This is a genomic window from Dermacoccus barathri, from assembly GCF_015070805.1.
GTDB classification, from domain to species: Bacteria; Actinomycetota; Actinomycetes; order Actinomycetales; family Dermatophilaceae; genus Dermacoccus; species Dermacoccus abyssi.
Map to the genome: position 1 here is coordinate 29,218 of NZ_JADCTK010000004.1, position 22,323 is coordinate 51,540.

The following is a 22,323-nucleotide window of genomic DNA, read 5'->3' on the forward strand; positions in this document are numbered from 1 at the left end:
AAGTTCTGCGCGGTTCGCTCGTCGATCGGAGTCTGATCCGTGTCGCGCCGCGCCTGACGCCGAACGGACGTCAGACACCATTCTCGCGCACTTGGGCGAAAAGTCAGATTCGGGCAGCGCGCACGTGCTCCGCGAGGCGCATACGCAGCGCCTCGGTGGCCACGGCAACGCGCTCGCGACCGGTGACGGCAGCGACCTCGGGCACGCCTGCGAGGTCGAACGGTTCGCCGAACGTCACCGACAGGCGTGAACGCACGCGCGGCAACGCACCCTTCGAGCGACCCGCCGTTCCCGACAAGGCAACCGGAACGACGACCGCCTTCGTTCCCAGCGCAAGGAACGCGGCTCCCTGCTGGGCGCTCGCCACCTCGCCACTGCCGCGCGTTCCTTCGGGGAACACGCCGACGACCCCGCCTGCGCGCAGGACCTCCCGTGCGCTGGTGAGCGCCTCACGGTCGGCGCTGCGCTGCGTGATCGGGATCTGCCCGACGCCGCGCAGGAGCCAACCGACCGGCCCGACGAAGTACGCCCGCTTGACGAGGAAGTGCACCGGTCGCGGGGACGTGATGAACCCCAGCGGCCCGTCGATGAAGCCGACGTGGTTCGCGACGAGAATGACCGGCCCACGCGAAGGCACGTGCGCTTGACCCGTCACCCGTGCGCGGTACAGGAGCCGCAGCAGCCCGACGCCCAGACGTTGGCCCGCACGTACGCCTCGATCAGCGTCCACGGGACGCGGCAGCCGAGAGGCCACCCGCTCGTCCAGGTGTTGCGCAGCGCTGCGCAGACGCTCAGGCGGTTGCACGCTCGACGAGGGTCAGCACAGCTTCGACGGACTGCTGGAACGTCAGTTCGCTCGTGTCGAGGGTGACGACACCGTCAGCGGCGGTCATGAACTGGGAAACGGTCGAGTCTGCCTTGTCGCGGTCGACGATCTGGGCGCGCGTTGCGGCGATCATCGACTCGTCGGCACCACCGTGAACCTCCTTGGAGCGACGAGCCAGGCGGGCTTCCTCGCTCGCCACCATGAGGATTCGCACCTCCGCGTCCGGCGCGACGACCGTGGTGATGTCGCGGCCCTCGGCCACCACTCCCCCTTGGTCGGCAGCGATCTGCGCCATGAGCTCGCGCTGACGCTGCTGCAGCTTGGGGCGCACCGCGAGGTTCGTCGCGACCTTGGAGACCACCTCGGCGATGCGCGTGGTGCGGATGTCGGAATCGATGGGGTTTCCGCCCATGGAGATGCTGGGAGCCTTCGGATCGGTACCCATCTCGAGTGGCATCGCGGCGACGGCGTCGGCGACGGCCTCGGTGTCGTCGAGGTCGATGCCCGCGTCGAGGCAGTACCACGTGAGGGCCCGGTACATGGCGCCCGTGTCGAGATAACCGATGCCCAGGTGCGCTGCGACCTTCTTGCTCACGCTCGACTTGCCGGAGCCCGAGGGCCCATCGATGGCGACCCGGAAACCGCTGCTCGTACTCGTCATGCGGGGATTCTAGTGCGTCTCGAGCACATGAACCGACCAGCCCTTGGCCGCCAGGACCTCGCGCAGCACCTCGGCCCGGACCGGCAGCACGTCGATCTCCAGCAGACCTGCGGCGACCGAGGCGTCGTGCTCGAGGCGCAGGTCCTCGACGCTGACGCCGCTCTCCCCGACGACGACGAAGAGTCGCCCGAGAGCGCCCGGCTCGTCAGGGACGACGACGGCAACGGTCGCGTAGGTCGTCGGGGGCGTGCCGTGCTTGCCGGGAATGCGTGCCTGTCCGTCCTGGCCCGCCGCGATCGTGCCTGCGAGCACGGCACGGGGGCCCGGCCCGAGGCCGTCACCCGCCGCAGGCGAGTCGGGCTGCTCGACGGCACGCAATGCGTCGCGCACTGCGGTGAGTTCCTCGATGAAGCGGTCCACGACGGGGCGCACGGCGCGCGCGTTACCCGCGAGGATCTGCGTCCACAGGAGCGGGTCGCTCGCGGCGATGCGTGTGACGTCACGGACGCCCTGGCCGCTCAGCCCGACAGCGGGTTCCGAGAGCTCGCGCAGTTGCGCCGCGACGAGGCTGGCGGCCAGCTGCGGCACGTGTGAGACGGCCGCGACGGCGGTGTCGTGCTCCTCGGGCGCCATCGTCACGACGCGCGCGCCGACGGACTCCGCGAGCGAGATGACATCACGCACCCGCTCCGCCTCGGCACCGTCGGGGCACACGACCCAGGTGCGGCCCTCGAAGAGGTCGCTGCGCGCGGCGACGGCGCCGCTTCGCTCACGTCCCGCCATCGGGTGCCCAGGAACGTAACGGGCAGCGGCGTCGGCGCCGGCGAGCTCTCGCACCGCGACGACGACGGCGTTCTTCACGCTCGCGACGTCGGTGACCGTGGCTTGCGGCCAGCGTCCGAGTTCGGCCGTAATGACATCGGCCGTGACGTCCGGTGGGGCCGCGACCACGACGACATCGGGCGCTGCATCGTCATCCGACGCGAGACGACCGCCGCCCATGTCGGCGGCCAGAGCCGCGGAAACCGGCGAGGTGTCGGTCAGCGTGACGTCGACACCCCGCACCCGCAGCGCGAGCGCGATCGACGTACCGAGCAGCCCGGCGCCGACGACGCGTACACGCTGCGGAACGCTCACAGCCCGGCGGTCTTGTACAGCGCCGCGACCTCGCGCTTGTTGAGCGGGCGCATCTTGCCCGGGCGCAGGTCGCCGACCTTGACGGGGCCGACCTGCGGGCGGGCGAGGGCGATGACCGGGTGGCCGACGGCCTCGAGCATGCGGCGCACGATGTGGTTGCGGCCCTCGTGGATGACGACCTCGACGAGCGCCATACCCGGCTGACTGTCGACGACCTTGAACGAGTCGACCTTGACCGGCCCGTCCACCAGTTCGATGCCTTCACGCAGGCGCTTGCCCAGGTCGCGCGGCACCGGACCCTGGATCGTGGCGAGGTAGACCTTCTCGACGCCGTAGCGCGGGTGCTGCAGACGATTGGCGAGGTCACCGTCGTTCGTCAGCAGGAGCAGGCCCTCGGTGTCCTGGTCGAGGCGTCCGACGTGGAAGAGGCGCTCGGTGCGTCCTTCGAGGTACTCCCCCACGGACGGGCGACCCATGTCGTCCTCCATCGTGGAAACGACGCCGGTGGGCTTGTTGAACGCGATGTAGACGAGCGTGTCGTCGAGCTGGATGCGCGCACCGTCGACGTGGATGACCGAGGTCTCGGGGTCGACACGCGTGCCGAGCTCGCTCACGATCTGACCGTCGACCTCGACGCGCCCTTCGGCGATGAGGTTCTCGCAGTGACGGCGCGAGCCGACGCCGGCCTGCGCGAGCACCTTCTGCAGGCGCGTTCCCTCGTCGACGTGCACGTCGCGCTGCGCAGCCTTCTTGGGCTGACGCTCGCGCGGCGGAGCGACCGGCTGGCCGTCCTTCGTCGTGCCGATGCCGAGCACGTCGGCCTCGTAGCGGCTGACCTTGCCTCCGGAGCCGCGGTTGACGCGGGTGCTGCGCTTGTCGCGCGCACCGGGACGGGGCTTCTTGTTGTTCATCCGTGTCCTTGTTCCACTAGTTCGTCGATGATCGCAGCGTCCGGCAGGTAGGGCGCCAGCGGCGGCAGCTCGTCGAGCGAGCCGATGCCGAGACGCTGCAGGAAGTACGGGGTGGTGCCGTAGAGCGTGGCGCCGCCCTCGGCGTCGGAGCCGACCTCGGTGATGAGGCCGCGCGTGACGAGCGTGCGCGTGACGCCGTCGACGTTGACACCGCGGATCGCGCCCACGCGCGAACGCGAGATCGGCTGGCGATACGCGATGACGGCGAGGGTCTCCAGTGCAGCCTGTGTGAGCTTCGCCTGCTGGTTGCCGAGAAGGAACTTCTCGACGGCGTCGGCGTAGACCGGGCGGGAGTACATCCGCCACGAGCCGTCGACCTCACGCAGGGTGAAGCCGCGCTGCTGGGCGCGGTACTCGACCTCCAGGCCTTCGAGGTTGGCGCGGATCTCGCTCTCGCCCACACCGAACGCGGACGCGAGATCGGGCACCGAGACGGGCTCGTCGACGACCATGAGAACGGCTTCCAACGTCGAGCGCAGACCGCCCGGAAGGTGGTGCACGACAAGGGGTTCGCCACCGTCGCGCGGTGCCGCCCGGTCGGGCTGCTCCTGCGGCATCTCAGCCATCTCCACCTCCGTTCACTCCTTCATTGTCCCAGGGCTCACCGTCGAACTCGTCCGAGACGACGATGCGCGCGTCGGGGGCCGCGCTCCAGCGCACGCTGAGCAGCTCGAGATGAGCCTCCTGCTCGAACGTCACGGCGGATTCCTTGAACAGTTCGAGCACCGCGAGGAAGCGCGCCACGACGACGAGCGTGTTGTCCGCGTCGGCGACGAGCTGCGCGAACGTCAGCTGCTCACTGCGTCGCAGTTTCGACGTGACGATCGTGGCCTGCTCGCGCACGCTCACCTGCACGGCGTGGAGGTGATCCACCGCCACAGTCGGCGGCACCTTCGGCGTCAGTGCCCACGCCGCGACGACGGCGAGTTGCTCCGGCGTCGCCGTCATGACGAGTTCGGGCAGGAGCCCCGCGAAGCGCTCCTCGAGTCCGGCCTGACGCGCGACGAGGCGGCCGTGGGTCTGCATCCGCTCGTCGAGGAACGTCGCCATGTCCTTGAACGCCCGGTACTGCAGCAGCCGGGCGAAGAGCAGATCGCGGGCCTCGATGAGTTCGAAGTCGTCCTCGTCGGCGGCGAGGCTCGGCACGAGCCGCGCGGCCTTGATCTCGAGCAGGGTCGCTGCGACGAGGAGAAACTCGCTCGCCTCGGACAGATCCCACTCGTCGCTCGCGGCGCGCGCACGACGAATGTGCGCGATGAACTCGTCGGTGACCTGCGAGAGCGAGATCTCCGTGACGTCGAGACGGTGCTTTGAGATGAGGCCGAGCAGGAGGTCGAACGGGCCGTCGAAGACCTCACCGAGGTGGACGTGGAACGGCGTCGTCGCGGCCCGCCTCGTGAGAACTCCGCCGGGTGTCTCCTGCGTCTCCTGCGCCTCAGGTGCCGACGCGGTCGGCGCCTCGTCGCTCACCGGCGTCTCGGTCAGGGTGCGCCGCCGCGCGAGATGAGCTCACGCGCCAGCTGACGGTAGGACTCGGCCGCACCGTGGTTCGAGGCGTACTGCGTGATCGGCTCCGCGGCGAGCGTGGCGTCGGGGAACTTCACGGTGCGCGAGATGACGGTGTGGAAGACCTGGTCACCGAAGTGGTCGACGACCGAGCGCACGACGTCGCGGCTGTGGAGCGTGCGTCCGTCGTACATCGTGGCGAGGATGCCGTCGATCTCGAGACGCGGGTTGAGTCGATCCTGAACCTTCTCGATCGTCTCGACGAGCAGGGCCACTCCGCGCATCGCGAAGAACTCGGCCTCGAGCGGAATGATGACGCCGTGCGAGGCGGTGAGCGCATTGACGGTGAGCAGTCCGAGCGACGGCTGGCAGTCGATGAGGATGACGTCGTACTCGTCCTCGACGGCGCGCAGCACGCGAGCGAGAACCATCTCGCGGGCCACTTCGCCGACGAGCTGCACCTCGGCGGCCGACAGGTCGATGTTGGCGGGCAGAACGTCGAGGCCCGCCATCCGGGTGTGCTGGATGACGTCGTGAATGGCGTGGTCCTTCTCGACGAGAAGGTTGTAGATCGTCACATCGAGATCGTGTGAGCGCACGCCGAGACCGACGGAGAGCGCACCCTGCGGATCGAAGTCGACGAGCAGCACCTTGCGGCCGTACTCGGACAGCGCCGCGCCGAGGTTGATGGTCGACGTCGTCTTGCCGACGCCGCCCTTCTGGTTGCACATCGAGATGATGCGCGCCGGGCCGTGCGAGTCGAGCATCGGAGGCGTCGGAAAGCCGGGCAGGGGTCGACCGGTCGGTCCCCACTGCCCCGTCGCGTCGATTCCGGGCAAACGGTCAAGTTGACCTTGAGGATTCGCCGCCTTGGGCGTGCCGTCGGACGTCACTCGCAAGCCTCCAGTGATAGTTGAACGTTTGGCATCTCGCCAATCTCCTCAAGCCTAGCGCGCGGCCTCGCGCCATGCCCAAACGAGCTGCGGATCAGCGGGCACGCGGGTGCGCCGCGGCGAAGGTCTCGCGCAGCTGTTGCACCGAGACCATGGTGTAGATCTGCGTTGTCGTGACCGACGCATGCCCGAGCAGTTCCTGCACGACCCGGACGTCGGCGCCGCCCTCGAGCAGATGCGTTGCGAACGAGTGACGCAGGGTGTGCGGCGATATCTCCCCCGTGAGCCCGGCGGTCTGGGCGCTGCGACGAACGACATCGAACACGCTCTGGCGCGTGAGGCGCGAACCGCGCTGGTTGAGGAACACGGCCGGCGTTCCCTTGCCCTTCTGGGCGAAGCTCGGCCGCTCGCGGGTGAGGTACGCGGTGAGGGCATCAGCCGCGTACGAGCCGAGCGGGACGATGCGTTCCTTGCTGCCCTTGCCGAACAGGCGCACCGACTTCGTCGTGAGGTCAACGTCGTCGACGTCGAGGCCGACGAGTTCGCTGACGCGCGCGCCCACACCGTAGAGAACTTCGAGCAGGGCACGATCACGCAGACCGCCGGGGTTGCCCTCTCCCCCCGTGGCCTCGATAAGCCGCTCGACGTCGCTGACGGGAATAGCCTTCGGCAGCTTGCGCGCCGGCGTGGGTGGTGCGACGTCGGCCGCCGCGTCGTCGCTGCCCGTCTCCAGCGACGTGAAGGTGTGGAAGCCGCGCACGGCCACGAGGGTGCGGGCAGCCGAACTCGCAGCCAGCGGCTTGTGCTCCGCATCCCCCTCACGCAGGTGACGAAGGAAGGCCTCGACGTGCTTCTCCTCGATGCCCTCGGGCGAGTTCACACCGTCGGCGGCGAGGAAGGCGAGGTAACGGGCGACGTCCCGGCGATACGCGGCCAGTGTGTTCGCCGAGACGCCCCGCTCGACCTGGAGGTGGTGCAGCCACGCCGTCGCGGCGTCACGCAGCGCGGCGGGCGCCTCGTTCATGTCGCCTCGTTCGTTCCTCAGCCGGGCAGGTGCAGCGTCGGCTGCGCGTCCTCGGCCGGGAGCGTCCACGTGTGGCGATCGGCGTCGCTCTGGTCGCCGGAGCGCAGATCCTTCACCTGATCGGCGTTGGGAACGCCGTCGCTCTCGCCGCCGAGGAACCACACGAAGGGGATGCCGCGACGGTCGGCGAACTGGATCTGTTTGCCGAACTTGGCTGCCTTCGGCGAGACGAGCGTCGGGATGCCACGAGCGCGCAGTGCGGCCGCCACGCGCATGCTCTCGTCACGCGATGCCTCGTCCGTCACGGCGACGAGCACCGCGGTGGGCGTCGGGCGCGTGGCGGCGAGGCCCCGCTCACCGATGAGCTTCGCGAGCAGGCGTGAAACACCGATCGAGAGGCCCACACCCGGGTAGGTCTTCTTACCGTCGCTGGCGAGCGCGTCGTAGCGGCCACCGGAGCAGATCGAGCCGTACGCCTCGTCACCGACGAGCTGCGTTTCGTAGACCGTGCCGGTGTAGTAGTCGAGACCGCGCGCGATCTTGAGTTCCGCGACGAGCAGACCGGGCGCGTGCTCGGCCGCGGTGTCGATGACGGCCTTGAGCTGCGCCAGCCCCTCGTCAAGAATCTCGTGCTCGACGCCGAGAGCGCGCACCTTCTCGACGAAGCTGGAGTCGCTCGTCGAGATCGCGGCGAGGGCGAGCACCTTGTCGGCGTTCTCGTCGCTGACGCCTTCGGCGACGAGCAGTTCCTTGACCTTCGCCGGTCCGATCTTGTCGAGCTTGTCGACGATGCGCAGCGTGCCGGTGATGTCGTCGATGCCGAGGCCGCGGTAGAAGCCCTCGGGGATCTTGCGGTTGTTCACCTGGATGCGGAAGTCACCGATGGGCAGGCGCTTGAACACGTCGGCGATGACGAGCGGGAGCTCGACCTCGTAGTGGAAGGGCAACTCCCCCGCGTCGACGATGTCGATGTCGGCCTGAACGAACTCGCGGTAGCGCCCCGCCTGCGGGCGCTCGCCGCGCCAGACCGGCTGGATCTGGTAGCGGCGGAACGGGAACGTCAGCTTGCCGGAGTTCTCGAGCACGTACCGGGCGAAGGGCACCGTGAGGTCGAAGTGCAGGCCGAGTCCGGCCTCCTTCGCGTCGCTCTCGTCGGCAGCCAGGCGGGAGACGGCGTAGATCTCCTTGTCCGCATCACCGCCCTTGCCGACCAGACGCTCGACGGGCTCCACGGCCCGCGTGTTGATCGGCTCGAAGCCGTGGAGCTCGAAGACCTCAGCGATGACGTCGAGCACCATCTGCTCGGCGTAACGCTGTGCGGGAAGCCATTCGAGGAAGCCGGAGATCGGCGTGACCTTGCTCATGAGGTGAGTCCTTGGAGATACGGGTTGGTGGCGCGCTCACGCGCGATCGTGGTAGCCGGGCCGTGCCCGGGAAGAACGAGGGAGGAATCGGGTAGCGGAAGCACCTTGTCGCGCAGGCTGCGCTGCATGGCTTCGGCGCTGCCGCCGATGAGGTCGGTGCGCCCGATCGAGCCGGCGAACAGGACGTCACCGGTGACGACGGTGCTCGTCACCGACGCCGCCGTGGCGTCGTCGAGCCCCTGGGGAACGTCGTCGATCGTGAACATGACCGAACCCTCCGTGTGCCCCGGTGCATGGGTGACGCCGAACGTCAGGCCGGCGAGCTCCAGTGGGGCGCCCTCGTGGATCGAGACGACCTTCTCGGGCTCCTGCCACGTGGCGGCCTTGCCGAACGACTGCTCGAGCATGCCGCGAAGCTGCGGGCCGAGCTGGGCGTACGGATCGACGAGGCGGTAGCGGTCGTCCTCGTGGATGTGCGCCGCGATCGTGCCGCCGCACACCGGCGTCACGGAGAAGGTGTGGTCGAGATGGCCGTGCGTGAGCAGTACCGCGGTCGGCTTGAGGTCGAGTTCGGCGAGCACGTGCTCGAGCTGGTCGGTGACGCCGATGCCCGGGTCGACGACCACACACTCGGAGCCGCGCTCACGCGCGACGACGTAGCAGTTCGTGCCCATCGCGGCAGCAGGGAAGGAAACGGTCAGCACCCGCCCAAGCCTACTGGCCGCGGCCACTCGGCTTTCGCGCGTACCTCAGTGCCGTGAAGTGTGTTGCCCGTCCGGGCGTGACATTGGCCGCATCCCACCTAGACTGATCGGGTTGCTGCCGGGGTGACGCGTGACCGATTCCCCGGCTACGTCGAGAAAAAGGCATGAACGTGTCCGAGGACTCCACCAATCCCACCCCGACGCCCGGTTCCATCAAGCCGAGCGCAATGCCGAAGCCCACCGCGGTTCCGGCCGCCGCCGAAGCGTCCGGGACGCCCGCTGCCGCTCCTGCAGCGCCCATCGCCCCCGTTGCCGAGTCCACGTCCAACGCGGCGTCGTTCGGCCGTGTCGGCGAGGACGGCACGGTCTACGTCAAGACCCCGGACGGTGAGAAGGCTGTCGGTTCCTACCCCGGCAAGAGTGAGGACGAGGCGCTCGCCTACTTCGCGCGCAAGTACGACGAACTGCACGCCAGCGCAGCCCTGCTCCTGCAGCGCGTCACGCAGACTGACGTTTCGGCCCACGACGCCACCGAGTCGCTGAAGAACCTGCGCAGGCAGGTCGGCGAGGCGAACGTCGTCGGTGACCTGCCGGCGCTCGACGGCATCGTCGAGGACATCTCGACGGCGCTGCGCGTCAAGGCGCAGGTCGAGGGCGAGCAGCGCGCCGCCGCGAAGGCCGAGGCGCTCAAGCAGCGTGAGGCTCTCGTCGCTGAGGCCGAGCAGATCGCCGCGCAGGACCCGGAGAAGGTGCAGTGGAAGAAGTCCACCACCCGCATGCGTGAGCTCCTCGACGAGTGGAAGACCCACCAGAAGGGCGGCGCGCGCCTCGATCGTGACGTCGAGTCGACGCTCTGGCAGCGCTTCTCCGCGGCCCGCAACGGCTTCGACAAGACGCGACGCGCACACTTCAGCAAGCTCGACGAACAGCACGGTGCGGCGAAGAAGGAGAAGGAGCGCCTCGTCGCCGAAGCCGAGAAGCTCCAGAACTCCACCGACTGGGGTTCGACGGCGTCCGCGTTCAAGCGCCTCATGGGTGACTGGCGTGCCGCCGGCCGTGCGTCGCGCGCCGACGACGACGCGCTGTGGCAGCGCTTCAAGGCCGCGCAGGACGCGTTCTTCGCGGCCAAGGACGAGGTCGTCGCCGAGGAGAACAAGGAGTTCGAGGCGAACGCCAAGGTCAAGGAGGAGCTGCTGGCCGAGGGTCAGAAGATCCTGCCGGTCAAGGAACTCGGCGCCGCCAAGGCGCAGCTACGCGCGCTCCAGGAGAAGTGGGACGCCGCGGGCAAGGTGCCGCGCAAGGACATGGACCGGCTCGAGAAGGGCATGCGCCGCATCGAGAACGCCGTGCGTGACGCCGAGCAGGCCCAGTGGAAGAAGTCCGACCCCGAGGTGAGCGCCCGCGCCAACTCGATGGTGGCTCAGCTGGAGTCGGCCATCGCCGACCTGCGGGCCGACGTCGACGCCGCCGAGGCGTCGGGCAACTCCAACAAGGCCAACAAGCTGCGTCAGGAGCTGAACGCGAAGCAGTCCTGGCTCGACCAGGTGCGTTCCACCGCCAGCGAGCTCGACGGCTGAGAGGTTTGATCTGATGTTCGGATCCGGTCGGTTCACGACGGATTCGGCCGCCGAAGGGCTGGTCGCTTACCTGAGCACCAGCCCTTCGCCGTTCCACGCGGTCGAGTCCACGGTACGTCTGCTCGAGGAGGCGGGCTTCGTCCGTCTCGACGAGGTCGACGTGTGGCCCACGGCGTCAGGGCGCTACGTCACGACGCGGGGCGGTTCGCTCGTCGCGTGGTCGAGCGAGCAGGTGGGTGAAGGCGCCTTCACGAAGGCTTCGGCGGAGGCGGTGCCCGGCTTCCGCGTCGTCGGTGCGCACACCGACTCCCCCAACCTGCGCATCAAGCCGCGTCCCGATCACGAGCGCGCCGGATGGCAGATGCTCGGTGTCGAGCCCTACGGCGGCCTGCTGCTCAACTCGTGGCTCGATCGCGACCTCGGCCTTTCGGGGCGCGTCTCCGTTCGCGAGGCCGACGGTTCGGTCGGCACGCGCCTGTTCCAGTGCGACGAGCCGCTGCTGCGCGTCTCCCAGCTCGCCATCCACCTCGACCGTTCCACGAATGACGGCCTGACGCTCAACAAGCAGGCTCACATGGAGCCGCACTGGGCGCTCTCTCAGGTGCCCACGTTCGGCGAGTGGCTCGCCGACCAGGTGGGCGTCGAGCCCCTCGACGTCCTCGCGTGGGACGCGATGACGCACGACACGCAGGCCCCGGCTCGCACGGGGCTGCACCACGAGTTCGTCGCCGGCGCCCGTATGGACAACCTGGCCACGAGCTTCGCAGCGACGACGGCGCTCCTCGACGCGGTGGAGAACCCGGCGGACGAGCCCGTCATCCCCCTCATCGTGCTGTTCGACCACGAGGAGATCGGCTCGATGTCGGAGCGGGGCGCGTTCTCCGCGTACCTGCCCACCGTGCTCGAGCGCATCGTCTCCACGCTCGGCGGCTCGCGTGACGCGCTGCACCGTTCCCTGGCGCGCACCGTCATCGCCTCGGGCGACATGGCGCACGCCACGCACCCGAACTACGCCGATCGTCACGAGCCGGCGCACCACATCGCGATGAACGGCGGCCCGGTGCTCAAGGTGAACACGAACCTGCGCTACGCGACGGACGCCGTCGGGGCGGCGCACTTCGCCGCCGCATGCCGTCAGGCGGGCGTGCCCATGCAGGAGTTCGTCGTGCGCTCGGACCTGCCGTGCGGCTCGACGGTCGGCCCGATGACGGCGGCCCTCTCCGGTGCGACAACGGTCGACTTCGGCGCCCCGACCCTCTCGATGCACTCGATTCGTGAACTCGTCGGCGCGGCCGACCAGGCGATGTACGCGGCCGCGCTCGCGGCCTTCCTCGCCCCCCGAGGTGCGTGAGACGCGGGCTGCTGCTCGACTGACGAGGAAAGTGCAGGTTGTGCGTGATATTTCACGAACAACCTGCACTTTGTTCATCAGTCATCGAGCGGGCTTAATTCGGTTGCGTCGAATTGGCGCACCGGCATCAACTGGGACGATGTTTGAGCACCTCGCACTTCGTCCGCTCCAGGTCAGCGACGCAGCCGACATGTCCGAGGTGCTGTCGGATCCCGAGCTCTATCGGTTCACGGGCGGTCATCCCCCAACGACGGGCGAACTGGAACGCCGCTACGCGGTTCAAACCCGAGGTGGCTCCTCCGCCGGCCTCGAGATCTGGATCAACGAACTCGTCTTCGCCCGGACTGACAGCGGCGAGCGGCCAGTGGGCTTCGTTCAGGCCACCATCCCTGTCGACACCGGGCCCACAGAGATCGCCTGGGTGATCGGAGTCCCCTGGCAGGGAAACGGTTACGGCCACCGCGCAGCCTCGCTCCTCATGGAGCAGCTTCGAGAACGAGGCATCACCGACGTGATCGCTCACATCCATCCCGACCACACGGCGTCACAGCGGATCGCGCAGCGGCTTGCGATGGAGCCGACCGACATCACGATCGACGGCGAGACCCTGTGGAAGGGCACGACTCCCGAACCAACGCGAGGTTGACTGAGCTCTCTGCGCGCCCAGGTCGAACGGGTCAGTTCTTCTGTGTCGCTACCCCGGTCTCGTCGGCACTGTCGCCCGGCTCCCCCGGCTGGTCCTTGGCCTTCGCTCCCGTGCCCGTCAGTCGGTAGACGTCGAAGACGCCGCTGACGCGCCGGACGGCACGCATGACGTGGTCGAGGTGGCTCGCATCGCCCATCTCGAACGTGAACTTGCTGACGGCGACGCGGTTGCTCGCCGTCGTGAGGGCCGCCGACAGGATGTTGACGTGCTGGTCGCTCAGGGCGCGTGTGATGTCCGAGAGCAGACCGTTGCGGTCGAGCGCCTCCACCTGCAACTGGACGAGGAAGACGCTCGCCTGTCCCGGCGCCCAGGCCACCTTGATGAGGCGCTCCGGTTGACGCTTGAGGTCGTCGATGTTCGTGCAGTCGCGGCGGTGTACCGACACGCCGCGACCCGTCGTCACGAAGCCGACGATGTCGTCGCCCGGCACAGGCATGCAGCAGCGCGCGAGCTTCACCCACACGTCGTCAGTGCCGACGACGGTGACACCCGGGTCGGCCTTCATCCGCGGACGGCCGGTGCGCGGCGTCGCCGCCTCCGCCATGTCCTCGGTGGTCGCCTCTTCCCCACCGAGCGCCGAGACGAGCGAGCGCACGACCGCCTCGGTGGAGATGTGCCCGTCACCGATCGCGGCGTAGAGCGCGTCGATGTCGGCGTGGTTGAGGCGGGTGGCGACGTCCGTCAGGCTGTCGTGCGACATGAGCCGCTGCAGCGGTAGACCCTGCTTACGCAGCGTCTTCGCCAGGGCGTCCTTGCCCTTCTCGATGGCCTCCTCGCGACGCTCCTTGCTGAACCACTGCTTGATCTTGCTCTTGGCTCGCGGCGACTTGACGAAGCCGAGCCAGTCGCGGCTCGGACCCGCGCCATCGGCCTTGGACGTGAGCACCTCGACGACGTCACCCGTGGCGAGTGTCGTCTCCAGCGTGGCGAGGCGTCCGTTGACCCGGGCACCGATGCAGTGGTGCCCCACCTCGGTGTGCACGGCGTACGCGAAGTCGACGGGCGTCGAACCCGCCGGCAGCGCGATGATGCCGCCCTTGGGCGTGAAGACGTACAGCTCGCGGCTGCCGACCTCGAAGCGCAGCGACTCGAGGAACTCCCCCGGATCCTCCGTGTCGCGCTGCCACTCGAGCAGCTGCCGCAACCAGGCCATGTCGTTCGTTCCGGCAGCCGTCGACGCCGCATGGCCGGCGTTCTCGACGCCACGCTTCGCGTCGTCCTTGTACTTCCAGTGCGCGGCGACACCGTACTCGGCGCGACGGTGCATGTCGTACGTACGGATCTGGATCTCCACCGGCTTGCCGCCGGGACCCACGACCGTCGTGTGCAACGACTGGTACATGTTGAACTTCGGCATCGCGATGTAGTCCTTGAACCGCCCCTGAATGGGCGTCCATCGCGTGTGCAGGGTGCCGAGCACTGCGTAACAGTCGCGTACCGACTCGACGAGCACGCGCACGGCGACAAGGTCGTAGATGTCCTCGAAGTCGCGCCCCCGCACGATCATCTTCTGGTACACGGAGTAGTAGTGCTTCGGGCGTCCGGTGACCTCTCCCTTGATGCGCGCCGCGCGCAGATCGCTCGCGACCTGCTCCTTCACGGTGCGCAGGTAGGACTCGCGAGCCGGCGAACGATCCGCCACGAGACGCACGATCTCGTCGTAGATCTGTGGGTACAGCGTCGAGAACGACAGGTCCTCGAGCTCCCACTTGATCGTGTTCATCCCGAGGCGGTGAGCCAGCGGAGCGTAGATCTCAAGCGTCTCGGTGGCCTTGCGCTGGGCCGAGGCCTGCGAGACGTAGCGCCACGTGCGCGCGTTGTGGAGACGGTCGGCGAGCTTGATCACGAGCACCCGGATGTCCTGCGCCATCGCGACGACCATCTTGCGCACCGTTTCGGCCTGCGCAGCGTCGCCGTAGGTGACCTTGTCGAGCTTCGTCACGCCGTCGACGAGGCGGGCAATCTCGGGGCCGAAATCCTTCGTCAGCTGGTCGAGGGAGTAGTCCGTGTCCTCGACGGTGTCGTGCAGCAGCGCGGCGGCCAGCGTCGGCGGCGTCATGCCGAGTTCGGCAAGGATCGTCGCGACGGCGAGCGGGTGCGTGATGTACGGGTCGCCGCTCTTGCGCACCTGGTGACGGTGGCAACGCTCCGCGACCTCGTAGGCTCGCACGATCAGCGCGGTGTCGGCCTTGGGGTGGGTCTCGCGAACGGTGCGAAGCAGCGGTTCGAGAACGCGGTTGTTGCTCGGGCGCGGACCGCCGAAGCGCACCAGCCTCTGGCGCACTCGCGACGACGAACTCGAACCGGACTGCTCAACCATGGGCCGATAGTAGTGGCAAACGCCACTCAGCCGACGACGAGGCCCGTGTGAACGGGCCAACGCTCCAGGCGTGCTCGGCCGTCGAGGAAGGCCAGTTCGACCAGGACGTCGAACCCGACGACGCTTCCGCCGACCTTTTCGACGAGCTCGCACGAGGCCACAGCCGTGCCACCGGTGGCGAGGACGTCGTCGATGACGAGCACTCGCGCGCCCGGCTTCACGGCGTCGGTGTGCATCTCGATGGTCGCCGAGCCGTACTCGAGGTCGTACGACTGCGCGACGACCTCACCGGGCAGCTTGCCCTTCTTGCGAATGGGGACGAATCCGACGCCCATGCGCTGGGCCAGCGGTGCCCCGATGACGAACCCACGCGCCTCGACGCCCGCGACGACGTCGACGCCGCCCTCGTGACGCTCCGCGAGGAGATCGAGCACCGAACCGAAAGCCGCGGCGTTGGCGAACAGCGGGGTGATGTCCTTGAACACCACGCCCGGCGTCGGGAAGTCGGCGACGTCCCGCGTGTGCCGGGCGACGAGGCCGGCCACCCGCTGCTGGTAGTCCGTCATCACTCGTCTCGCTGAGCAGCCGGGTGTGCACCACGACGACGCATCGTCGCCGAAGCGCCGCTCGCTGCACCGGAGGCAGCCCGGCTCGTGAGCACACCCGAGGAGTCGGCGCCGTGGCCGGCGTCCTCGTCACTGTCACCCGCGGCCCGCTTCTGGTAGGCCTTGGCGCGACGCGCCAGCTCCTGCACTCCCTTCTCACGGCGACGCAGGTCGGTGAGGGCCGGCGTCGCGATGAAGATCGAGGAGAACGTACCGACGGCCACACCGATGAAGAGGGCGACCGCGATGTCGAGCAGCGTGCTCGGGCCGATGAAGAAGACGCCGACGACGAGGATCGCCGCGATCGGCAGGAGGGCCACGACCGAGGTGTTGATCGAACGCACGAGCATCTGGTTGACGGCGTAGTTCGCGGCCTGGTCGAAGCTGCGGCGTCCCGTCGCGAAGGCCTCGGACGCGTTCTCACGCACCTTGTCGAAGACGACGACCGTGTCGTAGATCGAGTAACCGAGGATCGTGAGGAAGCCGATCATCGTCGCCGGCGTCAACTCGAGACCCGTAAGGGCGTAGATACCGACGGTGAAGAACAGGTCGTGGATGAGGGCAATGAGCGCGGCAGCCGCCATCTTCCACGTGCGGAAGTACAGCGCGAGCACGACCGACACGAAGGCGAGGAAGACGAACAGGGCGACGATGGCCTTGTTCGTCACGCTCTCACCCCAGGAAGGGCCGATGAACGAGGTCTCGGCGCTCGTGGCCGACACACCGAACTCCTTGGCCAGCGCGTTCTTGACGGCCTCCGTGGTGGCCGGGGTGCCGTCGCCGAGCTTCTCGGCCTGCACGCGGACCGTGCCCTCACCGAGCTTCGAAACACGCAGGTTCGATTCGGTCTTCGTCACCGACGTGACGGCGTCGGCAGCACGCGTGTCGTAGCTGGCCGTGTTCGAGATACCGGGAACGCGGATCTCGGAGCCACCGGTGAACTCGAGGCCGAAGTTGAGGCCACGACCGAACAGACCGGCTGCGGCGAGGACGAGCAGCACGGCGGTCAGGGCGTACCAGCGCTTGCGCTTGCCGATGAAGTCGAACTGACGACGACCCGTGTAGAGGTCGTTTCCGAACGTTGCGAAGCTGGCCATCAGGCGGTGCCCTCCTGAGCTGCGCGGCGACGGTCGGCCAGCGTCACGCGGCCGCGACCCGCGTACGTGGCGGTGCGCGCACCGAGACGCTCCGGGTCGAGACCCGAGGCCGGGTGGCCGTTACCGAAGAACTTCGTACGGGCGAGAAGTGCCACTACGGGGTGGGTGAACAGCATGACGACCAGGAGGTCGATGAGCGTCGTGAGGCCGAGCGTGAACGCGAAGGCCTTGACCGTGCTCTCCGACAGGACGTACAGCACGGCGGCCGCGAGGAAGTTCACCGCGTCCGAGATGATGATCGTGCGCTTGGCCCGGGCCCAACCGGTGTCGACCGCGGCTCGTAGTGGCCGTCCCGAGCGCACTTCGTCTCTCACGCGTTCGAAGTACACGATGAACGAGTCGGCGGTGATACCGATCGCGACGATGAGGCCCGTGACACCCGCCATGGACAGACGGAAGTTGTTGACCGAACCCAGCAGCGTCACGGCGAGGTAGGTCGTGGCCGCTGCGACGAGCAGGGACGCGACCGTCACGAGGCCGAGCGCGCGGTACTGGAAGAGCGAGTACAGGACGACGAGGCCGAGACCGATGGCGCCGGCGATGATGCCCTTCGTCAGCTGGTCGGAGCCGAGCTCCGGGCTCAGCTGATCGGACGTGAGTTCCTTGAACGACATCGGCAGCGCACCGAACTTGAGGGAGTCAGCGAGCAGCTTGCCGCTCTCGGCTGTGAACCCACCCGTGATCTGGGCCTGGCCCGACGTGAGCGGCTCACGGACGTTCGGGGCCGAGATCGACTGACCGTCGACCGTGATGGCGAAGCGGTTGCGCGGCTCCTGAAGGAGCGCCACTCGGCGCGTCACGTTGGCGAAGGCCGTCTTGCCCTCACCGTTGAGCTTGAGGTCGACGGCGATCTCACCCGTCTGGTTGCCCTGCTGGTTCGTGGCCATACCGCTGCTCGCGTCCGTGAGGTCGGCGCCCTTGACCTCGACCGGTCCGAGCAGCAGCTTCTCGTTGCCCTCCTTCGAACAGACGACAACCGGCTTGTTCGCCGGGATGCTCGCCGCGACCTCCTGGTAGGAGGGCGTGCAGGCATAGACCTGGAGCAGCTGGTTGTACGTCATGTTCGACGAGGCGATGCCGGCCTTGACCCACGCGGCGTCGACCTTCTGCTCGCCCCACGCGGTGTCGCTGGCGTTCTCCGGGCCGGCCTGCTTGTAGGCCGAGGGCAGGACGTCCTTCGACGAGCTGGAACTCGACGGTGCAGGCGACGACGATCCACCCGAAGAGCTCGCCGACGGGGAGGTCGATGCCGAACCCGAGGGCGTCGCCTGGTTCGCGCCGGAGCTCTTGATGACCTCGGGCAGGCGGTAGGGCGACTGTCCCTGCTTCGAGCCCTGGGCCGTCGCGACGACGGCGCGGAAGTCGAGCTGCGAGGAGCGCGACAGGGAGTCGAGCACCTGACGGCTCGGGTTGCCCGGAATCGACACGACGATGTTGCGCGCACCGAGCGTCGTCACCTCGGCCTCGGCGGTGCCGGACGCGTCGACGCGGTTACGGATGATGTCGACGGCCTGCTTGACCTGCGACTCGTTGACGGACGAACCGCCGGTGACGACAGGTTCGAGGACGACCTCACGGCCACCCTCGAGGTCGAGACCGAGCTTTGGCAGCCAGCTGTCCGTTGCCGCGATTCCGCCGATGAGAGCCAGGAACACGATGAGGAGGCCGGCGAGGCTCTTCTTCGGGCTGGACGGCGGAGTCTTCTTCGCCTTCGCGCGGTTCGGGCGGTTCGAGTCGATGTTGTGCGGCGCGCCGGTCGGCGTGCTCATCGTGCGTCGCCCTCGGCGCCTGCGGCGTCGTCGCCTCGGTTCTCGTCCTGAACCCGACCGGAGACCGGGTCGACATTGGCCGGCAGCAGCGCGCGGCGGTCGAAGCGGATCACCGTGCCGGGCGCCACCTCGACCTCGCCCGTGGCGTCGTCGAGGCGACGCAGCGTGCCGTACATTCCACTCGTCGTGCAGACCTCGTCGCCCACGCTCAGCGCAGCCTGCGCCCTCTGGGTCGCCTGGGCTCGCTTGCGCTGGCTGAAGAACATCAGCGCAATGAGGAGGAAGGGCAGGAGCAGCAGGAGCATCGAGAAGCCGGAGCCTCCCGACTGCGATGCGGCAACCATGTTCGGCATGAAGGTCCTCACGTAGTTCTCGGGTCTGCCGGGGTCCGCATCCACGTCAGGTGCCGGACCACTGGCCGCACCACCCTACCCGGTGAAGCGCCCGTCCCCACCCTCGGCCGGGTCGAACAGCGCGCCGCCGAGGGACGATTCCGGTGGGGTGAGCCCGAGGTGACTCCACGCGAGCGGCGCAGCAGCGCGCCCCCGCGGCGTGCGGATCATGTAGCCCTCGCGCACGAGGTACGGCTCGGCGACGGTCTCGACGGTGTCGGGCTCCTCGCCTACTGCGACGGCGAGTGTCGACAGGCCCACGGGTCCACCACCGAACCGGCGGCACAGGGCCTCGAGCACGGCACGGTCGAGCCTGTCGAGGCCGCTCGCGTCGACATCGAAGAGGTCGAGCGCGGCTTGAGCCGACCCCAGGTCGACGACCTGACGGCCGTGCACCTGCGCGTAGTCACGGACGCGGCGCAGGAGTCGGTTCGCGATGCGCGGGGTACCGCGCGAGCGACCGGCGATCTCCTCGATGCCCTCGCGTGTCGCGGGCACGCCGAGCAGGTCGGCGTTGCGCGCGAGGATGGCAGCGAGATCGCTCGCCTTGTAGTAGTCGAGGTGGCCGGTGAAGCCGAAGCGGTCACGCAGCGGCGCGGGCAGCAGCCCCGCACGCGTGGTGGCGCCGACGACGGTGAACGGCGGCAGTTCGAGCGGGATGGCCGTTGCGCCCGGCCCCTTGCCGACGATGACGTCGACGCGGAAGTCTTCCATCGCGAGGTAGAGCATCTCCTCCGCCGGGCGGGCCATGCGGTGGATCTCGTCGAGGAAGAGCACCTCGCCCTCGGTGAGAGAGCTGAGGATGGCCGCCAGGTCACCCGCGTGCTGGATGGCTGGTCCGCTCGTGATGCGAATAGGGGCCTCGAGCTCGCTCGCCACGATCATGGCGAGCGTCGTCTTACCGAGCCCGGGAGGGCCTGAGAGCAGGACGTGGTCCGGCGGCGCACCGCGTCGGCGCGCGGCCTCGAGCACGAGACCGAGCTGATCACGCACCCGCTCCTGACCGGGGAAGTCGGCCAGCTTCTTCGGCCTCAGGGCCGCTTCGAGCTGCTGCTCGTCCTCAGAACCGTGCGGGTCGACGAGGCGCGGCGAGATGTCGGCGCTGTGGTCCTCGAAGTGCGCCGGGCTCATCGGCCGAGCTCCCGCAGGGCCAGGCGCAGCAGGACGGGCGTCGTGGCGCCGTCGGCCTCGGGCAGCTTGGCGACCTTGGCCACGGCGTCATCGGCCTGCTTGGCGCTCCAGCCGAGCCCCACGAGCGCCTCTGCCACCTGCGAGTCACCCGGCGTCGTCGCGGCAGGTACCTCGGGCGTGGCCTGTGTTTCGCCCGTACCGACGGGCACGACCTTGTCGCGCAGTTCGAGGACGATGCGCTCGGCGCCCTTCTTGCCGATGCCGGGCACCTTCGTCAAGGCGGTGACGTTGCCTGTCGCGATGGCCGACGACAGCTGCGCCGGGTCGTGAACGGCCAGCATCGCCAGGGCGAGGCGCGGCCCGACACCACTGACGGTCTGCACCTGCTCGAACAGGGCGCGTTCGTCGTCACCGGCGAAGCCGAAGAGGGTGAGCGAGTCCTCACGCACCACCAGCGACGTCGCCAGGCGCATCGACTCCCCCGGGCGCGCCGAGGCGGCCGTCGCAGGCGTGGTGTGGACGAGCAGCCCGACTCCCCCGACCTCGAGGACCACGGTGTCGAGCGTCGCTGCTGCGACGGCGCCGGTGAGGCTGGAGATCATGGACGGGCTCCTCGGGTGGTGGCGTCGCGGGAGGCGGACGAGCGCAGCGGCTCACGATACTGCTTGGCCGCCGAACGGGATCGACGCGCCGCCGCAGCTTCTGCGGCACGGTACTGGGCCGCCGCCGGGGCGAGCGGACGCTCGCCGTCGGTGTTGGCCCGACGGGCGGCACCCGCACCACGCCAGTGGTGACAGATGGCAAGAGCCAGAGCGTCGGCGGCGTCAGCGGGCTTGGGGGCGCTCTCGAGACCGAGGATGCGCGTCACCATGGCCGTCACCTGACCCTTGTCGGCCCGCCCGTTGCCCGTGACAGCTGCCTTCACCTCGGACGGCGTGTGCAGACCGAGCGGCAACCCGCGCGACGCAGCAGCGAGCATCGGAACGGCGGAGGCCTGGGCGGTGCCCATGATGGTCGAGACGTCGTTTCGGGCGAACATGCGCTCGACGGCGACGGCGTCCGGCCTGGTGCGTTCGAAGACGGCCTCGAGTTCCACCTGCAACTCGTGAAGACGCTCATGCAGTGGGGTGTCCGCACCGGTGCGGATCACGCCGACCGTGACGATCTGCAGGCGACCGCCGGGAGCGCCCTGAACCACTCCGACGCCGCAGCGCGTCAGACCGGGGTCAACGGCGAGCACACGCATGCGCAACGCTCCTTCCGCTGACGGGACCGCCCCGGCACCTGACCAACAAGATGACAAGACGATGAGTCGATGCGAACACCTGTTCGCACCCGATCACTCTACCGTCGCACACGCCGAAGGCGACCCGACCCGCCGAGGGTCGAGCCGCCTTCCGCTCGTGACGTGCTTGCCGATCAGTCCTCGGCGTCGAGTTCGGCGAGAACCTCGTCCGAGACCTGACCGTTGGCGAAGACGTTCTGCACGTCGTCGCTGTCCTCGAGTGCCTCGATGACACGGAACATCTTCTTCGCGCCGTCCTTGTCGAGGGGAACCTCCATCGACGGCATCCACGAGGCCTCGGCGGAGTCGTAGTCGATACCGGCCGACTGCAACGCCTCACGCACACCCACGAAGTCGCCCGCTTCGGAGACGATCTCGAAGGACTCACCAAGGTCGTTGACCTCCTCGGCACCGGCCTCGAGGACGATCTCGAGGACGCCGTCCTCCGTCGCGTCGTCCTTGTCTCCCTGGTCCTTGGGCACGATGACGACGCCCTTGCGGTTGAACAGGTAGGCGACCGAACCGGAGTCGGCCATCGAGCCGCCGTTCTTCTGCAGAGCGGTGCGAACCTCGGCGACGGCGCGGTTCTTGTTGTCCGTCAGGCACTCGATGAGCACGGCGACGCCGCCAGGGGCGTAACCCTCGTACATGAGGGCCTGGTACTCGGCTCCACCGGCCTCTGCGCCCGAACCGCGCTTGACGGCGCGGTCGATGTTGTCGTTGGGAACCGACGACTTCTTCGCCTTCTGGATGGCGTCGTACAGCGTCGGGTTACCGGCCGGGTCGCCGCCACCGGAACGGGCCGCAACCTCGATGTTCTTGATGAGCTTGGCGAACAGCTTGCCGCGCTTGGCGTCGATCGCAGCCTTCTTGTGCTTCGTCGTCGCCCATTTGGAGTGGCCGCTCATGTCTCCCTCTCGCTGGTCCGTCGTGCCGTTCCTCTG

General features: G+C 68.6%; 22 protein-coding genes. 3 read left to right on the top strand and 19 right to left on the bottom strand.

Annotated features, from left to right (window positions below; all coding sequences use genetic code 11):
• Positions 1-103: 103 nt before the first annotated feature.
• The 10 genes from IM689_RS08235 to IM689_RS08280 form a co-directional block, all read right to left on the bottom strand.
• Positions 104-805, bottom strand: coding sequence for a lysophospholipid acyltransferase family protein (locus tag IM689_RS08235; RefSeq protein ID WP_319803840.1), 702 nt, complete (start codon positions 803-805; stop codon positions 104-106).
• The gene (gene cmk, locus IM689_RS08240; protein ID WP_047311585.1) at positions 792-1,487 is read right to left on the bottom strand and encodes a (d)CMP kinase; all 696 of its coding nucleotides are present in this window, start codon (positions 1,485-1,487) and stop codon (positions 792-794) included. Before cmk ends, IM689_RS08235 begins: the two co-directional genes overlap by 14 nt.
• A 9-nt stretch (positions 1,488-1,496) precedes the next feature.
• Positions 1,497-2,624, bottom strand: coding sequence for a prephenate dehydrogenase (locus IM689_RS08245; RefSeq protein WP_193643625.1), 1,128 nt, complete (start codon positions 2,622-2,624; stop codon positions 1,497-1,499).
• Positions 2,621-3,535, bottom strand: coding sequence for a pseudouridine synthase (locus tag IM689_RS08250; protein WP_193643626.1), 915 nt, complete (start codon positions 3,533-3,535; stop codon positions 2,621-2,623). The genes IM689_RS08245 and IM689_RS08250 overlap by 4 nt, the downstream gene beginning before the upstream one ends.
• Positions 3,532-4,152, bottom strand: a complete 621-nt coding sequence (scpB, locus tag IM689_RS08255; RefSeq protein WP_193643880.1) for an SMC-Scp complex subunit ScpB — start codon at positions 4,150-4,152, stop codon at positions 3,532-3,534. Before scpB ends, IM689_RS08250 begins: the two co-directional genes overlap by 4 nt.
• Position 4,153: 1 nt before the next feature.
• Positions 4,154-5,065, bottom strand: coding sequence for a segregation and condensation protein A (locus IM689_RS08260; RefSeq protein ID WP_193643627.1), 912 nt, complete (start codon positions 5,063-5,065; stop codon positions 4,154-4,156).
• A gap of 11 nt (positions 5,066-5,076) precedes the next feature.
• Positions 5,077-5,994, bottom strand: a complete 918-nt coding sequence (locus IM689_RS08265) for a ParA family protein (RefSeq protein ID WP_193643628.1) — start codon at positions 5,992-5,994, stop codon at positions 5,077-5,079.
• A gap of 94 nt (positions 5,995-6,088) precedes the next feature.
• Positions 6,089-7,018: a site-specific tyrosine recombinase XerD gene (gene xerD, locus IM689_RS08270; RefSeq protein ID WP_193643629.1), complete on the bottom strand. Its 930-nt coding sequence runs from the start codon at positions 7,016-7,018 to the stop codon at positions 6,089-6,091.
• Positions 7,019-7,035: 17 nt separating this feature from the next.
• Entirely contained in the window at positions 7,036-8,382 is a 1,347-nt protein-coding gene (gene hisS / locus IM689_RS08275; protein WP_129663668.1) for a histidine--tRNA ligase, read from the bottom strand.
• On the bottom strand, positions 8,379-9,086 hold the full coding sequence (locus IM689_RS08280) for an MBL fold metallo-hydrolase (RefSeq protein ID WP_047311577.1): 708 nt from the start codon (positions 9,084-9,086) through the stop codon (positions 8,379-8,381). The genes hisS and IM689_RS08280 overlap by 4 nt, the downstream gene beginning before the upstream one ends.
• Before the next feature lie 164 nt (positions 9,087-9,250).
• Between IM689_RS08280 and IM689_RS08285 the strand changes: the two genes are divergently transcribed.
• From IM689_RS08285 to IM689_RS08295, 3 genes are all read left to right on the top strand, one after another.
• On the top strand, positions 9,251-10,663 hold the full coding sequence (locus IM689_RS08285) for a DUF349 domain-containing protein (RefSeq protein ID WP_227484658.1): 1,413 nt from the start codon (positions 9,251-9,253) through the stop codon (positions 10,661-10,663).
• A 13-nt stretch (positions 10,664-10,676) separates the two neighbouring features.
• A complete protein-coding gene (locus tag IM689_RS08290; RefSeq protein WP_193643630.1) occupies positions 10,677-12,014 on the top strand; it encodes a M18 family aminopeptidase in 1,338 nt (445 codons plus the stop codon).
• 139 nt (positions 12,015-12,153) lie between these two features.
• Entirely contained in the window at positions 12,154-12,660 is a 507-nt protein-coding gene (locus IM689_RS08295; RefSeq protein WP_193643631.1) for a GNAT family N-acetyltransferase, read from the top strand.
• Positions 12,661-12,691: 31 nt separating this feature from the next.
• Here the strand turns inward: IM689_RS08295 and IM689_RS08300 are convergent, their stop codons facing one another.
• The 9 genes from IM689_RS08300 to IM689_RS08340 form a co-directional block, all read right to left on the bottom strand.
• On the bottom strand, positions 12,692-15,040 hold the full coding sequence (locus IM689_RS08300) for a RelA/SpoT family protein (protein WP_193643632.1): 2,349 nt from the start codon (positions 15,038-15,040) through the stop codon (positions 12,692-12,694).
• Positions 15,041-15,066: 26 nt separating this feature from the next.
• Positions 15,067-15,606, bottom strand: coding sequence for an adenine phosphoribosyltransferase (locus tag IM689_RS08305; RefSeq protein ID WP_047311573.1), 540 nt, complete (start codon positions 15,604-15,606; stop codon positions 15,067-15,069).
• Entirely contained in the window at positions 15,606-16,742 is a 1,137-nt protein-coding gene (secF, locus tag IM689_RS08310) for a protein translocase subunit SecF (RefSeq protein WP_193643633.1), read from the bottom strand. The genes IM689_RS08305 and secF overlap by 1 nt, the downstream gene beginning before the upstream one ends.
• Entirely contained in the window at positions 16,742-18,571 is a 1,830-nt protein-coding gene (gene secD / locus IM689_RS08315; protein ID WP_193643634.1) for a protein translocase subunit SecD, read from the bottom strand. The genes secF and secD overlap by 1 nt, the downstream gene beginning before the upstream one ends.
• Positions 18,568-18,924 carry a preprotein translocase subunit YajC gene (yajC, locus tag IM689_RS08320; RefSeq protein WP_047311570.1) on the bottom strand — a complete coding sequence of 119 codons (357 nt, stop codon included), beginning with the start codon at positions 18,922-18,924 and terminating at the stop codon, positions 18,568-18,570. Before yajC ends, secD begins: the two co-directional genes overlap by 4 nt.
• A gap of 75 nt (positions 18,925-18,999) precedes the next feature.
• Positions 19,000-20,094, bottom strand: a complete 1,095-nt coding sequence (gene ruvB, locus IM689_RS08325) for a Holliday junction branch migration DNA helicase RuvB (protein WP_227484659.1) — start codon at positions 20,092-20,094, stop codon at positions 19,000-19,002.
• Positions 20,091-20,696 (bottom strand): Holliday junction branch migration protein RuvA, encoded by a 606-nt coding sequence (ruvA, locus tag IM689_RS08330; RefSeq protein ID WP_193643635.1) that lies wholly within the window; start codon positions 20,694-20,696, stop codon positions 20,091-20,093. Before ruvA ends, ruvB begins: the two co-directional genes overlap by 4 nt.
• Entirely contained in the window at positions 20,693-21,340 is a 648-nt protein-coding gene (gene ruvC / locus IM689_RS08335) for a crossover junction endodeoxyribonuclease RuvC (RefSeq protein ID WP_193643636.1), read from the bottom strand. The genes ruvA and ruvC overlap by 4 nt, the downstream gene beginning before the upstream one ends.
• A 173-nt stretch (positions 21,341-21,513) precedes the next feature.
• Positions 21,514-22,287 carry a YebC/PmpR family DNA-binding transcriptional regulator gene (locus tag IM689_RS08340; RefSeq protein WP_047311566.1) on the bottom strand — a complete coding sequence of 258 codons (774 nt, stop codon included), beginning with the start codon at positions 22,285-22,287 and terminating at the stop codon, positions 21,514-21,516.
• Positions 22,288-22,323 lie beyond the last annotated feature (36 nt).

What these genes read in the sequence shown, in the direction of transcription:
- cmk (WP_047311585.1), bottom strand. Translation starts at nt 1,487, where the DNA reads ATGACGAGTACGAGCAGCGGTTTCCGGGTCGCCATCGATGGGCCCTCG.
- IM689_RS08250 (WP_193643626.1), bottom strand. Translation starts at nt 3,535, where the DNA reads ATGAACAACAAGAAGCCCCGTCCCGGTGCGCGCGACAAGCGCAGCACC.
- scpB (WP_193643880.1), bottom strand. Translation starts at nt 4,152, where the DNA reads ATGCCGCAGGAGCAGCCCGACCGGGCGGCACCGCGCGACGGTGGCGAA.
- xerD (WP_193643629.1), bottom strand. Translation starts at nt 7,018, where the DNA reads ATGAACGAGGCGCCCGCCGCGCTGCGTGACGCCGCGACGGCGTGGCTG.
- hisS (WP_129663668.1), bottom strand. Translation starts at nt 8,382, where the DNA reads ATGAGCAAGGTCACGCCGATCTCCGGCTTCCTCGAATGGCTTCCCGCA.
- IM689_RS08285 (WP_227484658.1), top strand. Translation starts at nt 9,251, where the DNA reads ATGAACGTGTCCGAGGACTCCACCAATCCCACCCCGACGCCCGGTTCC.
- IM689_RS08290 (WP_193643630.1), top strand. Translation starts at nt 10,677, where the DNA reads ATGTTCGGATCCGGTCGGTTCACGACGGATTCGGCCGCCGAAGGGCTG.
- IM689_RS08295 (WP_193643631.1), top strand. Translation starts at nt 12,154, where the DNA reads ATGTTTGAGCACCTCGCACTTCGTCCGCTCCAGGTCAGCGACGCAGCC.
- IM689_RS08300 (WP_193643632.1), bottom strand. Translation starts at nt 15,040, where the DNA reads ATGGTTGAGCAGTCCGGTTCGAGTTCGTCGTCGCGAGTGCGCCAGAGG.
- IM689_RS08305 (WP_047311573.1), bottom strand. Translation starts at nt 15,606, where the DNA reads ATGACGGACTACCAGCAGCGGGTGGCCGGCCTCGTCGCCCGGCACACG.
- secF (WP_193643633.1), bottom strand. Translation starts at nt 16,742, where the DNA reads ATGGCCAGCTTCGCAACGTTCGGAAACGACCTCTACACGGGTCGTCGT.
- secD (WP_193643634.1), bottom strand. Translation starts at nt 18,571, where the DNA reads ATGAGCACGCCGACCGGCGCGCCGCACAACATCGACTCGAACCGCCCG.
- yajC (WP_047311570.1), bottom strand. Translation starts at nt 18,924, where the DNA reads ATGCCGAACATGGTTGCCGCATCGCAGTCGGGAGGCTCCGGCTTCTCG.
- ruvB (WP_227484659.1), bottom strand. Translation starts at nt 20,094, where the DNA reads ATGAGCCCGGCGCACTTCGAGGACCACAGCGCCGACATCTCGCCGCGC.
- ruvA (WP_193643635.1), bottom strand. Translation starts at nt 20,696, where the DNA reads ATGATCTCCAGCCTCACCGGCGCCGTCGCAGCAGCGACGCTCGACACC.
- ruvC (WP_193643636.1), bottom strand. Translation starts at nt 21,340, where the DNA reads ATGCGTGTGCTCGCCGTTGACCCCGGTCTGACGCGCTGCGGCGTCGGA.
- IM689_RS08340 (WP_047311566.1), bottom strand. Translation starts at nt 22,287, where the DNA reads ATGAGCGGCCACTCCAAATGGGCGACGACGAAGCACAAGAAGGCTGCG.